General features: G+C 65.8%; 19 protein-coding genes. All 19 read left to right on the top strand.

What is annotated here, in order from left to right:
- Window positions 1-478: 478 nt before the first annotated feature.
- The 19 genes from Ga0609869_RS14365 to nuoK all read left to right on the top strand — a co-directional run bounded on the left by Ga0609869_RS14365 (window position 479) and on the right by nuoK (window position 13,855).
- Window positions 479-796 (top strand): NADH-quinone oxidoreductase subunit A, encoded by a 318-nt coding sequence (locus Ga0609869_RS14365; protein ID WP_438826890.1) that lies wholly within the window; start codon window positions 479-481, stop codon window positions 794-796.
- Entirely contained in the window at window positions 787-1,320 is a 534-nt protein-coding gene (locus Ga0609869_RS14360) for a NuoB/complex I 20 kDa subunit family protein (RefSeq protein WP_281273256.1), read from the top strand. Before Ga0609869_RS14365 ends, Ga0609869_RS14360 begins: the two co-directional genes overlap by 10 nt.
- Before the next feature lie 4 nt (window positions 1,321-1,324).
- A complete protein-coding gene (locus Ga0609869_RS14355) occupies window positions 1,325-1,933 on the top strand; it encodes an NADH-quinone oxidoreductase subunit C (RefSeq protein ID WP_125403860.1) in 609 nt (202 codons plus the stop codon).
- Complete coding sequence (locus tag Ga0609869_RS14350) at window positions 1,930-2,829, top strand: sulfotransferase family protein (RefSeq protein ID WP_125403859.1); 900 nt, start codon at window positions 1,930-1,932, stop codon at window positions 2,827-2,829. The genes Ga0609869_RS14355 and Ga0609869_RS14350 overlap by 4 nt, the downstream gene beginning before the upstream one ends.
- A 4-nt stretch (window positions 2,830-2,833) precedes the next feature.
- A complete protein-coding gene (locus Ga0609869_RS14345; protein ID WP_211336788.1) occupies window positions 2,834-4,042 on the top strand; it encodes an NADH-quinone oxidoreductase subunit D in 1,209 nt (402 codons plus the stop codon).
- 106 nt (window positions 4,043-4,148) lie between these two features.
- Entirely contained in the window at window positions 4,149-4,433 is a 285-nt protein-coding gene (locus tag Ga0609869_RS14340) for a hypothetical protein (protein WP_125403857.1), read from the top strand.
- Window positions 4,433-5,446: an NADH-quinone oxidoreductase subunit NuoE gene (gene nuoE / locus Ga0609869_RS14335; RefSeq protein WP_125403856.1), complete on the top strand. Its 1,014-nt coding sequence runs from the start codon at window positions 4,433-4,435 to the stop codon at window positions 5,444-5,446. The genes Ga0609869_RS14340 and nuoE overlap by 1 nt, the downstream gene beginning before the upstream one ends.
- Before the next feature lie 84 nt (window positions 5,447-5,530).
- The gene (locus Ga0609869_RS14330; protein WP_245972147.1) at window positions 5,531-6,250 is read left to right on the top strand and encodes a helix-hairpin-helix domain-containing protein; all 720 of its coding nucleotides are present in this window, start codon (window positions 5,531-5,533) and stop codon (window positions 6,248-6,250) included.
- Between the two features lies 1 nt (window position 6,251).
- Window positions 6,252-6,488, top strand: a complete 237-nt coding sequence (locus tag Ga0609869_RS14325) for a DUF5337 domain-containing protein (RefSeq protein WP_125403854.1) — start codon at window positions 6,252-6,254, stop codon at window positions 6,486-6,488.
- A 3-nt stretch (window positions 6,489-6,491) separates the two neighbouring features.
- Complete coding sequence (nuoF, locus tag Ga0609869_RS14320; RefSeq protein ID WP_125403853.1) at window positions 6,492-7,787, top strand: NADH-quinone oxidoreductase subunit NuoF; 1,296 nt, start codon at window positions 6,492-6,494, stop codon at window positions 7,785-7,787.
- A 2-nt stretch (window positions 7,788-7,789) separates the two neighbouring features.
- Window positions 7,790-8,221, top strand: a complete 432-nt coding sequence (locus Ga0609869_RS14315) for a DUF5333 domain-containing protein (protein ID WP_125403852.1) — start codon at window positions 7,790-7,792, stop codon at window positions 8,219-8,221.
- Between the two features lie 40 nt (window positions 8,222-8,261).
- A complete protein-coding gene (nuoG, locus tag Ga0609869_RS14310) occupies window positions 8,262-10,274 on the top strand; it encodes an NADH-quinone oxidoreductase subunit NuoG (RefSeq protein WP_125403851.1) in 2,013 nt (670 codons plus the stop codon).
- An 8-nt stretch (window positions 10,275-10,282) separates the two neighbouring features.
- Complete coding sequence (locus Ga0609869_RS14305; protein ID WP_125403850.1) at window positions 10,283-10,693, top strand: YNQ4 family lipoprotein; 411 nt, start codon at window positions 10,283-10,285, stop codon at window positions 10,691-10,693.
- A gap of 15 nt (window positions 10,694-10,708) precedes the next feature.
- Window positions 10,709-11,746 carry an NADH-quinone oxidoreductase subunit NuoH gene (gene nuoH, locus Ga0609869_RS14300; RefSeq protein WP_125403849.1) on the top strand — a complete coding sequence of 346 codons (1,038 nt, stop codon included), beginning with the start codon at window positions 10,709-10,711 and terminating at the stop codon, window positions 11,744-11,746.
- A gap of 1 nt (window position 11,747) precedes the next feature.
- A complete protein-coding gene (locus Ga0609869_RS14295; protein WP_125403848.1) occupies window positions 11,748-11,936 on the top strand; it encodes a hypothetical protein in 189 nt (62 codons plus the stop codon).
- Window positions 11,933-12,427, top strand: a complete 495-nt coding sequence (gene nuoI, locus Ga0609869_RS14290) for an NADH-quinone oxidoreductase subunit NuoI (protein ID WP_125403847.1) — start codon at window positions 11,933-11,935, stop codon at window positions 12,425-12,427. Before Ga0609869_RS14295 ends, nuoI begins: the two co-directional genes overlap by 4 nt.
- Window positions 12,424-12,831: a carboxymuconolactone decarboxylase family protein gene (locus Ga0609869_RS14285; protein WP_125403846.1), complete on the top strand. Its 408-nt coding sequence runs from the start codon at window positions 12,424-12,426 to the stop codon at window positions 12,829-12,831. The genes nuoI and Ga0609869_RS14285 overlap by 4 nt, the downstream gene beginning before the upstream one ends.
- Window positions 12,828-13,442: an NADH-quinone oxidoreductase subunit J gene (locus tag Ga0609869_RS14280; RefSeq protein WP_125403845.1), complete on the top strand. Its 615-nt coding sequence runs from the start codon at window positions 12,828-12,830 to the stop codon at window positions 13,440-13,442. The genes Ga0609869_RS14285 and Ga0609869_RS14280 overlap by 4 nt, the downstream gene beginning before the upstream one ends.
- 107 nt (window positions 13,443-13,549) lie before the next feature.
- Window positions 13,550-13,855 (top strand): NADH-quinone oxidoreductase subunit NuoK, encoded by a 306-nt coding sequence (nuoK, locus tag Ga0609869_RS14275; RefSeq protein ID WP_125403844.1) that lies wholly within the window; start codon window positions 13,550-13,552, stop codon window positions 13,853-13,855.
- Window positions 13,856-13,858: the final 3 nt, after the last annotated feature.

Here is a 13,858-nt window from a genome sequence, read left to right as displayed (position 1 = left end):
ATTGCATTATCTCTATGAAAATTCTTGCGAAACGGTGACGCTACGCCAAACGTCCATATGGAAAAACTACCAAAGGTTGCTCGCGGTTGTCAGGGTGCGCTCTCACGATGCGGCACGGCACGGGAATCGCGCTTTGGGCCGGTGTCCCAAAGCGTCTTCCGGGGCCGCCGCGCGGCTGGCGCAGGGGCCGCTTTCGACCGCCTTCGGCCGGGTCGAAAACCCTGTAAAACAAAGGCTAGAGGTGCCTTCTCAACCGATGCGGCATCCCGCCGCTTTTTCAATGCGCACAACTGTATACATTTGCACGGCTGCGCGTTAACAACGGGGCGTGCGCGGGGGCCGGTTTGTTGACCGGTTTCCAAGGCGCGACTAGACCTCGGGACGAGAGGCGCCCGGCAACGCGCGGACAGGACAGAGGAGGAACGGGCCGGTGAATGCACTTCTGAGCGATTATCTTCCGGTGATTATCTTCTTCGGCATGGCCATCGGGCTGGGGCTGATGCTGATCCTGTCCGCCGCCATCGTCGCCGTTCGCAATCCCGACCCCGAAAAGCTGTCGGCCTACGAATGCGGTTTCAATGCGTTCGACGACGCGCGGATGACCTTCGACGTGCGCTTCTACCTCGTTGCGATCCTGTTCATCATCTTCGATCTCGAGATCGCCTTTCTCTTCCCTTGGGCGGTGTCTTTCGGCACCGTGGGCGTGGTCGGCTTCTGGTCGATGATGGTCTTTCTCGGCGTGCTGACCATCGGCTTTGCCTATGAATGGAAGAAGGGGGCGCTGGAATGGGAGTGATGACGGGCACCAACACCGCCGGCGCAGATAGCGAGCATGCCACCCAGTCGCTCAATGCCGAGCTGCAGGACAAGGGTTTTCTCGTCACCTCGACCGAGGACATCATCAACTGGGCGCGGACCGGGTCGCTGCACTGGATGACCTTCGGCCTGGCCTGCTGCGCGGTCGAGATGATGCAGACCTCGATGCCGCGCTACGACCTGGAACGCTTCGGCACCGCGCCGCGCGCCAGCCCGCGCCAGTCGGACCTGATGATCGTCGCCGGCACGCTGACCAACAAGATGGCGCCCGCGCTCAGGAAGGTCTACGACCAGATGCCCGAGCCGCGCTACGTGATCTCGATGGGGTCCTGCGCCAATGGCGGCGGGTATTATCACTATTCCTACTCGGTCGTGCGCGGCTGCGACCGCATCGTGCCCGTCGACATCTACGTGCCTGGCTGCCCGCCCACCGCCGAGGCGCTGCTTTACGGCATCCTCCAGCTTCAGCGCCGGATCCGGCGCACCGGCACCATCGTGAGGTGAGCGAATGACCGACGCCCTGAACGAACTCGGCGCCCATATCGAGGCCCGGCGCCCCGACTGCGTGCTGTCCTACGAGGTTGCGCATGACGAGCTGAACGTGACCGCGGCGCCCAGCTCGATCACCGGGCTGGTCGACTTTCTGCGCGCCGACGCGACCTGCCGGTTTTCCTCGCTGGTCGACATCACTGCGGTGGATTATCCCGAGCGCGAGGCGCGCTTCGATGTGGTCTACCATTTCCTGTCGATGTACCAGAATCAGCGCCTGCGGGTGAAACTGCCCGTGCGCGAGGACGAAATGGTGCCCTCGATCATCCGCATCCACGCCTCGGCCGACTGGTTCGAACGCGAGGTGTTCGACATGTTCGGCATCCTCTTCTCGGGCCATCCCGACCTGCGCCGCCTGCTGACCGACTACGGATTTCGCGGGCACCCGCTGCGCAAGGATTTCCCCACCACGGGCTATACCGAGGTGCGCTATGACGAAACGCAGAAGCGCGTGATCTACGAGCCGGTCAAGCTGACCCAGGAATACCGGCAATTCGATTTCATGAGCCCCTGGGAGGGCGCCGATTACATCCTGCCCGGCGACGAGCGGGGGGACGGCGCGGCGTGAGCCAGACAGCGACGATATCCGGGCGCACGCTGATGTTCGGCGTGGGCGCCACCAAGGCGGGCACGAGCTGGCTTTACAGCTATCTCGCAGGCCACCCGCAGTGCCATCTGCGCAGCGTGAAAGAGTTGCACTTCTTCGACGCGATCGACGAGGGGCGCCGCGACAAGCAGGCGGCCCAGTTCGAGGCCGAGCGCGAAATGCTGACGCGCCGGGCCGAAACCGGCGCGGGTTCGCCCGAGAAACGGGCCGAGCGGGCGCAGCGGATCGCCGACCTGGGCACGTTCGCGGATGTGCTGCGCGCGGGGGACGAGGCGGCCTACCTGGCCTATCTCGAGGCCGGCGCGGCGGCCGATTCACGCCTTATTGCCGACATAACCCCCGGGTATGCTCTGCTTTCGGAGGGGCGCCTGAAACGGATGGCCGCGATGGCACCTGACACGCGTTTCGTCTATCTGCTGCGCGACCCGGTCGAGCGGCTGTGGAGCCATGTGCGCATGATCGCCAGGCGCCGTGCCGCCACGGGCGAGGACATCACCGAGCGGGCCGGCCGCATCCTGCGCCGCGTGCTGCGCGGCGAAGAGGACCATATCGCCCGTCGCGGCGATTATCGCGCCGTGCTGGGCCGGCTGCGCGCGGCCGTCGCGCCGTCGCGCCTGTTTACCGCCTTCTACGAAGAGCTTTTCAGCGATCAGGGCGTCGCCCGGCTGTGCGCCTTTCTGGGCCTGTCTCCCGCCCCTGCGCCGCTGGCCGAGCGGGTGCACGAAGGCGTGCCGGTGCCGATGAGCGACGCGCAACGCCGCGCCGCGGCCGACTGGCTGCGTCCGCAATACGACTACGTCGCCGCCAGCCTGGGCCCGGTGCCCAGCGTCTGGCGCGCGCATATGGCGGGGGTGTGAGATGATGGACGGAAAATTCGGCGACGCCCGCACGGGCGAGCAGAGCATCCGCAACTTCAACATCAACTTCGGCCCGCAACACCCTGCGGCCCATGGCGTTTTGCGCATGGTGCTGGAGCTTGACGGCGAAATCGTGGAACGTGCCGATCCCCATATCGGCCTGTTGCACCGCGGCACCGAAAAGCTGATGGAAAGCCGTACCTACCTGCAGAACCTGCCCTATTTCGACCGGCTGGATTACGTGGCCCCGATGAACCAGGAACACGCCTGGTGCCTGGCCATCGAGAAGCTGACCAAGACCGAGGTGCCGCGCCGGGCCCAGCTGATCCGGGTGCTGTTTTGCGAGATCGGCCGGGTGCTCAACCACCTGCTGAACGTCACCACCCAGGCAATGGACGTCGGCGCGCTGACGCCGCCGCTCTGGGGGTTCGAAGAGCGCGAGAAGCTGATGGTGTTCTACGAGCGCGCCTGCGGGGCGCGGCTTCACGCCGCCTATTTCCGCCCCGGCGGCGTGCATCAGGACCTGCCGCCCGAGCTGATCGAAGATATCGACCGCTGGGCCGACGAATTCCCGAGGGTGTTGGACGACCTGGACGGGCTGCTGACCGAAAACCGCATCTTCAAGCAGCGCAACGCCGATATCGGCGTCGTCAACGAGCAGGATATCCTCGACTGGGGCTTTTCCGGCGTGATGGTGCGCGGTTCGGGCCTGGCGTGGGACTTGCGCCGGGCGCAGCCTTACGAGTGCTACGACGAGTTCGAGTTTCAGATTCCCGTGGGCAAGAACGGCGACTGCTACGACCGCTATCTGGTGCGGATGGAAGAGATGCGCCAGTCGACCCACATCATCAAGCAGGCCTGCGAAAAGCTGCGCCGCGAACCCGGAGAGGTGCTGAACCGCGGCAAGATCGCCCCGCCCACGCGCGGCGACATGAAGACCTCGATGGAGGCGCTGATCCATCACTTCAAGCTTTATACCGAGGGCTTCCATGTGCCCGCGGGCGAGGTCTATGCCGCGGTCGAGGCGCCCAAGGGCGAATTCGGCGTCTACCTGGTGGCCGACGGCACCAACAAGCCCTACCGCGCCAAGCTCCGCGCACCGGGCTTTCTGCACCTTCAGGCGATGGACTACATCGCCACGGGCCACCAGCTGGCTGACGTCGCCGCGATCATCGGCACGATGGACATCGTTTTCGGCGAGGTGGACCGATGAGCCGCCTTTGCCGCTACCGCATCTGGGTGGGGACCCCTGCATCGCAAGACCGCGATGCGCCAACTCACGCGGCCCGCAATGGGGCCGTCAAACTGGAGGACCACCCATGAAGACCCTTAAAACCCTGGCGCTTTGCGCCGTTTTCGCCCCCGTGGCCACAATCGCGCAGGCCGCCGCCACCGAAGAACAGCTCGCCACCGTGCGCGCTGCCATCGAATCCGCCGGCTGCGTGATCACCACCGACGACGCCGCCGCCCAGGTGGAGAGTGCCACCGGCTACGAAGAAGAGACCCTGCGCGCCGTCGTTGACGAACTGCGCGTCATGGGCGAAGTCGGCGATGCGTCGGAAGAGGGCGGCATCCGTCTTTTGACAGGAGGTTGTGCCGAGTAATGCTGCGACGACTGCACCCCGATCAACCAGACAGCTTCGCCTTCACCCCGGCCAACCAGGCCTGGGCGGAGGCGCAGTTGACGAAATACCCCGCGGGGCGCGAGGCCAGCGCCATCATCCCGCTGCTGTGGCGTGCGCAGGAGCAGGAGGGCTGGCTCTCGCGGCCGGCGATCGAGCATGTCGCCGACATGCTGGGCATGGCGCATATCCGCGCGCTGGAGGTTGCGACCTTCTATTTCATGTTCCAGCTCGCGCCGGTGGGTTCGGTCGCCCATGTGCAGGTCTGCGGCACGACGTCTTGCCTGATCTGCGGTGCCGAAGACCTGATCGGGGTGTGCAAGTCGAAGATCGCCGAGGCGCCGTTCGCCCTGTCGGCGGACGGCAAGTTCTCTTGGGAAGAGGTCGAATGCCTCGGCGCGTGTTCGAACGCGCCGATGGTGCAGATCGGCAAGGATTATTACGAGGATCTCACCGCCGAGCGGCTGGCCGCGATCCTCGACGAGCTGGCCGCGGGCAAGGTGCCTGTGCCGGGCCCGCAAAACGGCCGCTTCGCGTCGGAGCCCGAGGGCGGGCTGACCAGCCTGACCGAGGCCGACACCAAGCACTACAGCTACAACGCCTCGGCCGAACTGGCGACCGAGATCGGCGACACGGTCAAGCGGATCGACGGCACCGAGGTGCCGCTTCTGGCCCCGTGGGGCCTGGCGCCGGGCCACGGCAAGGGCCGCAGACCGGTGCCGATGCGCGCGCCGGGCGCTCAGGGGGTGGACGACCTGACGCGGCTGGAAGGCGTTGATAAAAAGCTGCAGGCCATGCTCAATGGGATTGGCATTTTCCATTTCGCGCAGATCGCCGAGTGGGGGGCCGACAACGTTGCCTGGGCAGACGCGCATCTGGAGGGATACGAAGGGTGCGCGAGCCGGGGCAATTGGGTGGAACAGGCCCGTGGGCTTGCCGCCGAGGGCAAGACAGCGGCCGCTCGACGCGCTACAACTGACGGTGTCGAGACTTAAACGTCGTATCGGAGTCGGACGATGACAATCACTCACAACGAACACAAATTCAGATGCGCCTTGCTGTGGTGGACCCTGTCCGCCGTGATCGGGCTTACCGTGGCAGTAATCGCTTATGCGATCGGATTCTGGTCGCTGGTTGCGGTCATTGCCGGTCTGGTGACCTTCGCGGTTTGCGGTTACGTGTTGACCGAGGGCTTCTGCCGCAGCCCTGACGAGCTCAACGCCGAGCGGGCCGAGAAGGCCGAGATCGAGGCGCGCCGGGCCCCCTATCTGGCGGCCAACGCGAAGGCCGCGGCGAACCCGCCGGTCAGCGAAAAGCCGGGCAGCAAGGCGCCCAAGCCGGCGGCACGCGCGCCCGCGCCCAAGGCGGCGCCTGCACCCGCCCCGAAGAAGGCCGCGCCCAAATCGGCGCCTGCGCCCGAACCGAAGAAAGCCGCGCCCAAACCTGCGCCTGCACCCGAACCGGCGCCTGCGCCCGCACCCGAGGCAGCCAAGCCCGAGGCGGCAGAGGTCGGCAAGCGCCCGGCGGCGCTGGACGCACCGCGCGGCGGGTCTGCGGACGATCTCAAGAGGATCAAGGGCGTCGGGCCGAAGCTGGAAAAGCTGTGCAATCGTCTGGGCTTTTACCACTTCGACCAGATCGCCAAATGGACCGACGAAGAGGTGGCCTGGGTCGATGAAAACCTCGAAGGCTTCAAGGGCCGGGTGAGCCGCGACGACTGGGTTGCCCAGGCCAAGCTGTTGGCCGAGGGCGGCGAGACCGCCTTCTCCAAACGGGTCGACGAGGGCGACGTCTACTGAGGTGCATGTGACGGCAGGGGGCGATCAGGACAGGGCATTGGCCCGGCAGGCACGGCTGGTGGCCGTGGTGATAGCCGTGACGATGCTGGTCTGGGTCGCCGCCCAGGCGCTGGGCGGGCGAATGGGCCTGCCCGCGCGCTACGCCTTTCTTGTCGACTTCGCGGCCCTTGCAGCGTTCGTCTGGGCGCTGGTGGTGACATTTAGACTCTGGCGGGCGCGCCGGAACAACCGAGGCTGAGCCATGCTGACCGATCAGGACCGCATCTTCACCAATCTCTACGGGATGCACGAGCGCACCTTGGCCGGCGCCAAGAAGCGCGGCCACTGGGACGGCACGGCCGCGCTGATTTCCAATGGCCGCGACTGGATCATCGACGAGATGAAGAAATCGGGGCTCAGGGGGCGCGGCGGCGCCGGTTTCCCGACCGGTCTTAAATGGTCTTTCATGCCAAAGGAAAGCGACGGGCGGCCGCACTATCTGGTGGTCAATGCCGACGAATCCGAGCCAGGCACCTGCAAGGACCGCGAGATCATGCGTCACGATCCGCACACGCTGGTCGAGGGGTGCCTGCTGGCCTCTTTTGCGATGCAGGCGCACACGGCCTACATCTATATCCGGGGCGAATACATCCGTGAGCGCGAGGCGCTTCAGGCGGCTATCGACGAGGCCTACGAGGCGGGTCTCTTGGGCCGCAACGCCGCCGGGTCGGGCTGGGATTTCGACCTTTACCTCTCGCACGGGGCAGGGGCCTATATCTGCGGCGAGGAAACCGCGCTGCTGGAAAGCCTGGAGGGCAAGAAGGGGATGCCGCGGCTCAAGCCGCCGTTCCCGGCGGGCGCGGGGCTTTACGGCTGCCCGTCGACGGTCAACAACGTCGAATCCATCGCCGTCGTGCCCACCATCCTGCGTCGGGGCGGCGACTGGTTTGCCAGCTTTGGCCGGCCCAACAACGCGGGCACCAAGATCTTTGCGATCTCGGGCCATGTGAACCATCCCTGCGTGGTGGAGGAAACCATGTCGATCGGCCTCAAGGACCTCCTTGAGAAACACTGCGGCGGGGTGCGCGGCGGATGGGGCAACCTCAAGGCGGTGATCCCCGGCGGCTCGTCGGTGCCGCTGCTTCCGGCGGATTTGTGCGACGACGCGATCATGGATTTCGACTGGCTGCGCGAGCAGAAATCGGGCCTCGGCACCGCCGCGGTGATCGTGATGGACCAGTCGACCGACGTCATCAAGGCGATCTGGCGGCTGGCCAAATTCTACAAGCACGAGAGCTGCGGCCAGTGCACGCCCTGCCGCGAGGGCACCGGCTGGATGATGCGCGTAATGGACCGTATGGTGACCGGCGAGGCCGAGGTCGAAGAGATCGACATGCTCTTCGACGTCACCAAGCAGGTCGAGGGCCACACGATCTGCGCGCTCGGCGATGCCGCGGCCTGGCCGATCCAGGGCCTGATCCGGCATTTCAGGGGCGAGATCGAAGATCGCATCAAGGCCCGCAAGACCGGCCGCCCCAGCGCGGTGGCGGCTGAATAAAAATGCGTCTGCTGGGGCACATATCGGCCGCGGCGGCGCTGGCCGGGGCGCTGACGCTGGGCACCGGCCCCGCGGCGGCGGCCGAGGGCCTGCCGCCCCTGCGCGAAAACGCCCATGTGTGGAATTCGCTCTTCGCCGCGGCGGTGGGCGACGAGATACGCAAGAACTGTCCCACAATGTCGGCCCGCATCTTTCGGGCATTGCGGGGCGCCCATGAGTTGGAGGAACATGCGCTGTCGCTCGGCTACACCGAAGAACAGATCGAGGCGTTTCTCGACTCCGACGACGAACAGGATCGCATGCGCGCCCAGCGCGACGCCTACCTCGCCCGCCACGGCGTGAAAGAGGGCGATGCCGAGAGCTATTGCCGCCTGGGCCGCGAGGAAATCGCCAGGGGCAGCCTGACGGGCTGGCTGTTGCGCGAAAAACGATAGGGATGCCCGCCCGACCGGGCCGGCACAGCAAGGTAAGATCATGGCAGAGCTACGCAAGATCATCATCGACGGCCAGGAGATCGAGGTCGAACCGGCCATGACTCTGCTCCAGGCGTGCGAGGCGGCGGGCATCGAAGTGCCGCGGTTTTGCTATCACGAGCGGCTGTCGATCGCCGGCAACTGCCGGATGTGCCTGGTCGAGGTGGTGGGCGGCCCGCCCAAGCCCGCGGCATCCTGCGCGATGCAAGTCAAGGATCTGCGCCCGGGCCCCGAGGGCGCACCGCCGGTGGTGAAAACCAACTCGCCCATGGTCAAGAAGGCGCGCGAGGGGGTGATGGAGTTCCTGCTCATCAACCATCCGCTCGACTGCCCGATCTGCGACCAGGGCGGCGAATGCGACCTTCAGGACCAGGCCATGGCCTATGGCGTCGATTTCAGCCGCTACCGCGAACCCAAGCGCGCCGTGGTCGACATGGATCTCGGGCCGCTGGTTGGCACCTGCATGACGCGCTGCATTTCCTGCACCCGCTGCGTGCGCTTCATCACCGAGGTCGCGGGGATGCCCGAGCTGGGCCAGACCGGGCGCGGCGAGGATGCCGAGATCACCGCCTATCTGGGCCAGACGCTCGACAGCGAGATGCAGGGCAACATCATCGATCTTTGCCCGGTCGGCGCGCTGACCTCGAAACCCTACGCCTTCACCGCCCGCCCGTGGGAGCTGACCAAGACCGAGACCATCGACGTGATGGACGCCCTGGGCAGCAGCATCCGGGTCGACACCAAGGGCCGAGAAGTGATGCGCATCCTGCCGCGCAACCATGACGGCGTAAACGAGGAATGGATTTCCGACAAGACCCGCTTTGTCTGGGACGGGCTGCGGCGTCAGCGGCTGGACAAGCCCTATCTGCGCGAAAACGGCAAGCTCAGGCCCGCCAGCTGGCCCGAGGCGCTGGCCGCCGCGGCCAAGGCGCTGAAAGGCAAGAAGGCAGCCGGGCTGGTGGGCGACCTGGCCCCGGTCGAGGCGGCCTTTGCCCTGAAACAGCTGATCGAGGGGCAGGGCGGCCAGGTGGAATGCCGCACCGACGGGGCCAGGCTGCCCGCCGGCAACCGCTCGGCCTATGTCGGCACCGCGGCCATCGAGGATATCGACGCGGCGGGCGACATCTGGCTGATCGGCACCAACCCGCGCGCCGAGGCGCCGGTTCTCAACGCGCGCATCCGCAAGGCGTGGATACGCGGCGCAGAGGTGCACCGGGTCGGACCGGTGGTCGATCTGACCTATGACGTGCACGAAGCGGGCACCGACCGCGCCGCGCTGAGCGCGCTGGTCTCGGCCGCCGCACCGACCGAGCGGCCCGGCGTGGTGATCGTCGGCCAAGGCGCGCTCACCGAGGCCGATGGCGCGGCGGTGCTGTCCCAGGCGATGGCGCTGGCCGACAAGACCGGCGCAAAGCTTTTGGTGCTGCACACCGCCGCGGCGCGGGTCGGCGCGATGGATGCCGGCTGCACCGCCGAGGGCGGCATGGAAAAGGCCATCGAGGGCGCCGAGGTGATCTACAACCTGGGCGCCGACGAGGTGGACATCGCCGAGGGGCCGTTTGTCATCTACCAGGGCAGCCATGGCGACCGCGGTGCGCACCGGGCCGACATCATCCTGCCCGGCGCCGCCTATACCGAGGAACAGGGGCTTTTCGTCAATACCGAGGGCCGGCCGCAGCTTGCCCTGCGCGCGGGCTTTCCGCCCGGCGAGGCGAAGGAAAACTGGGCGATCCTGCGCGCGCTCTCGGGCGAGATGGGCGCGGTGCTGCCCTATGACAGCCTGGCCCAGCTTCGCCAAGCGCTGGTGGCCGCCGCGCCGCATCTGAAAGAGATCGACCAGGTGCCGGAAAACGAGTGGCAACCGCTCACGCCGGCCGCGCCGGCCAAGGCCGAGTTCCGCTATTCGCTCGCCGATTTCTACCTGGCCAACCCGATCGCGCGCGCCTCGGCCCTGATGGCCGAGCTTTCGGCCAATGCCCGCGCGCGCCGCGCCGCGCCGCTGGCGGCGGAATAGGCCCGGCGATGATCCGTCTTCGTTCTCTCGTCGCGCCGCTCGCCGCGCTCGCCCTGACCGGCGGGGCGGCGGGCTGCACCCCCACCGAGGGGCCGGACGACCGGGCCGCGGCGCCGGTCTATCTGGGCGTCGAGACGCGGCTTTTGCAGGACGACCTGGTCAATTTCGTCGTGGCGCTCGAACGCGCCGACGGCCCCGAAGCGGTGGATGACTACGCCCGCTGCGCGGCGGCGCAATACGCGCTGATCCGCGGCTACGGCTTTGCCCGCCACGTCCGCACGCGGCTGGCCCAAGAGGGTGGCATTTGGAAGGCGGATGCTGTTTACACGATTTCACCCGCGCTGCCGAGGGGCGCGCTGACCATCGACGCCGAAGTGGTGGTGGATCAATGCCGCCGGGACGGAATACCGACGGTTTGAGGAACAAGGGGCGACATGGCTGATTTTCTGGACACAGGCTTGGGAACCGCGCTGCTGATCATGACGCAGGGCGTGATGCTGATCGCCTTCGTGATGATCTCGCTGTTGTTCCTGGTCTATGGCGACCGCAAGATCTGGGCGGCGGTGCAGATGCGCAGGGGGCCCAACGTCGTGGGCGCCTTCGGCCTGCTGCAGACGGTGGCCGACGCGCTGAAATACGTGGTCAAGGAAATCGTCGTGCCCTCGGGCAGCGACAAGATCGTGTTCCTGCTGGCGCCGCTGATCTCGTTCGTCATGGCGATGGCGGCCTGGGCGGTCATTCCGTTTTCCGACAGGCTGGTGCTGGCCGATCTCAACGTGGCGCTTCTCTATGTCTTCGCGATTTCATCGCTCGAGGTCTACGGCGTGATCATGGGCGGTTGGGCGTCGAACTCGAAATACCCCTTTCTGGGCAGCCTGCGCTCGGCCGCGCAGATGATCTCTTACGAGGTGTCGATCGGCCTGATCATCATCGGGGTGATCCTGTCCACCGGCTCGTTGAATTTCGGCGACATCGTGCATGCGCAGGATGGCCGGTTCGGGCTGTTTTCCTGGTACTGGCTGCCGCATCTGCCGATGGTGGTGCTGTTTTTCGTCTCGGCGCTGGCCGAGACCAACCGCCCGCCCTTCGACCTGCCCGAGGCGGAGTCGGAACTCGTGGCCGGATACCAGGTGGAATATTCCTCCACGCCGTTCCTGTTGTTCATGGCCGGCGAATACATCGCCATCTTCCTGATGTGCGCGCTGATGAGCCTCTTGTTCTTCGGCGGCTGGCTGTCGCCCATTCCGGGCCTGCCCGACGGCGCGGTCTGGATGGTCGGCAAGATGGCGGTGTTCTTCTTCCTCTTCGCGATGGTCAAGGCCATCGTGCCCCGTTACCGCTACGACCAGCTGATGCGGCTGGGCTGGAAGGTGTTCCTGCCGCTCAGCCTGCTGTGGGTCGTCGTTGTGGCCTTTTTTGCCCAGTATGATCTTTTCGGCGGCGCCTATGCGCGCTGGCCTGTTGGAGGCTGACATGAACGAATTGTCCCGCGCCATTCTCGACGTGAAATACCTCGACCTGATGGATCTTTCGAGCACGGTCCTGGCCGAGCTGGACAAGCGCCTCGCCCAGGGCGGCACGGTGCGCGAGATGACCCAGGAGGATCTCGCGGCCTGTATCTTCGCCTGGGCGGCGCGCAATATCGACGAGGGCAAGACATGACCGCGATCGACTGGAAACGCGCCGGAAAATACTTTCTGATGGTCGATTTCATCGACGGTTTCCGGCTGGGGATGAAGTATTTCTTCGCCCCCAAGGCGACGTTGAACTACCCGCACGAAAAGGGCCCGCTGAGCCCGCGTTTTCGTGGCGAGCACGCGCTCAGGCGCTATCCCAACGGCGAGGAACGCTGCATCGCCTGCAAGCTGTGCGAGGCGATCTGCCCCGCGCAGGCGATCACCATCGACGCCGAGCCGCGCGCCGACGGCAGCCGCCGCACCACGCGCTACGACATCGACATGACGAAGTGCATCTACTGTGGCTTTTGCGAGGAGTCCTGCCCGGTGGACGCCATCGTCGAGGGACCGAATTTCGAGTTCGCCACCGAGACGCGGGAAGAGCTGTTCTACGACAAGGACAAGCTGTTGGCCAACGGCGAACGCTGGGAGGCCGAGATCGCCCGCAACCTGGAACTGGACGCGCCGTACCGATGAGCGATTTCGCAAAACTCTTCGAGCAGATGCTGGAGCAGAGCCACCGCATGGCCCGCACCTTCAACCCCGCACTGGAGACCTTCCAGGCGCAGGGCTTCGACAAGCTGATGCCGACCATGCCCAAGGATTTCATGGACATGATGTGGGGCAACGCCTTCAACCCCGAGGGGCTGGACGCCAAGACCCGTCTCCTGGTTGTTATCGCGGGGCTGACGGTGCTGGGCGCGCAGGCGGATGCGCAGTTCAAGCTGACCGTGCGCCACGCGCTGGAGGCGGGCGCCAGCGAGAAGGAAATCGGCGAGGTGATCTACCAGATGGCGATGCTGGGCGGCATCCCGGCGATGAGCCGGGCGCTGGGCCTGGCTCAGGCCGTCTTCGACGAGACCGAGGAGAGTGACGGATGACCGTGGCCGATATCGCATTCTACAGCTTTGCCACCGTGGTGGTCGCGTCGGGCCTTTTCGTGGTGCTGGCGCGCAACCCGGTGCATTCGGTGCTGTGGCTGATCCTCGCCTTCATCTCGTCGGCGGGGCTCTTCGTGCTGCTTGGCGCCGAATTCGTGGCGATGCTGCTGGTCATCGTCTACGTGGGCGCGGTGGCGGTGCTGTTTCTCTTCGTCGTGATGATGCTCGACGTCGATTTCACCGAACTGAGGGCCGAGATGGTCAGCTACCTGCCGGTGGCCGCGCTGATCGGGGTGATCTTCCTGATCCAGCTCGCCATGGTTTTCGGCGTCTGGCAAAGCGCGGACGGCGCGATGGCGCTCAGGGGCGCGGTGGCCCCGTCCCCGGACGAGGCGCATAACACCGCCGCGCTGGGTGCTCTGATCTACGACGATTACCTGCACCTCTTCCAGACGGCGGGCCTGATCCTGCTGGTCGCCATGATCGGCGCCATCGTTCTGACGTTGCGCCACCGGCCCAACATCAAGCGCCAGGACATCCTGGCCCAGATGTACCGCGACCCGGCCAAGGCGATGGAACTGAAGGATGTGAAGCCGGGGCAGGGGCTGTGAGCACGGACGCCGCGAGTTGGACAGCGGTCGCCATCGGCATCGTGGCCGCCTTGCCGGTGGCCATGGGGATAACTGACTGAGGCCCCGCCGGGGTCGAGAGGGACGGAATGATCGGACTTGAACATTACCTGACGGTGGCCGCAGCGCTCTTCGTCATCGGCATTTTCGGGATCTTCCTGAACCGCAAGAACGTGATCGTCATCCTGATGTCGATCGAGCTGATGCTCTTGGCGGTCAACATCAATCTCGTCGCCTTCTCGGCCTTCCTGGGCGATCTGGTGGGGCAGGTCTTTACCATGTTCGTCCTCACCGTCGCCGCCGCCGAGGCGGCCATCGGCCTGGCGATCCTGGTCTGCTTCTACCGCAACCGCGGGTCGATCGCGGTCAAGGACATCAACATCCTGAAAGGGTAAAGA

Origin of the sequence: Rhodovulum iodosum (assembly GCF_041020385.1) — a bacterium.
Lineage (GTDB): Bacteria > Pseudomonadota > Alphaproteobacteria > Rhodobacterales > Rhodobacteraceae > Rhodovulum > Rhodovulum iodosum.
Note: the sequence above shows the minus strand (reverse complement) of the source record. Positions and strands in the feature narration are given on the sequence as shown.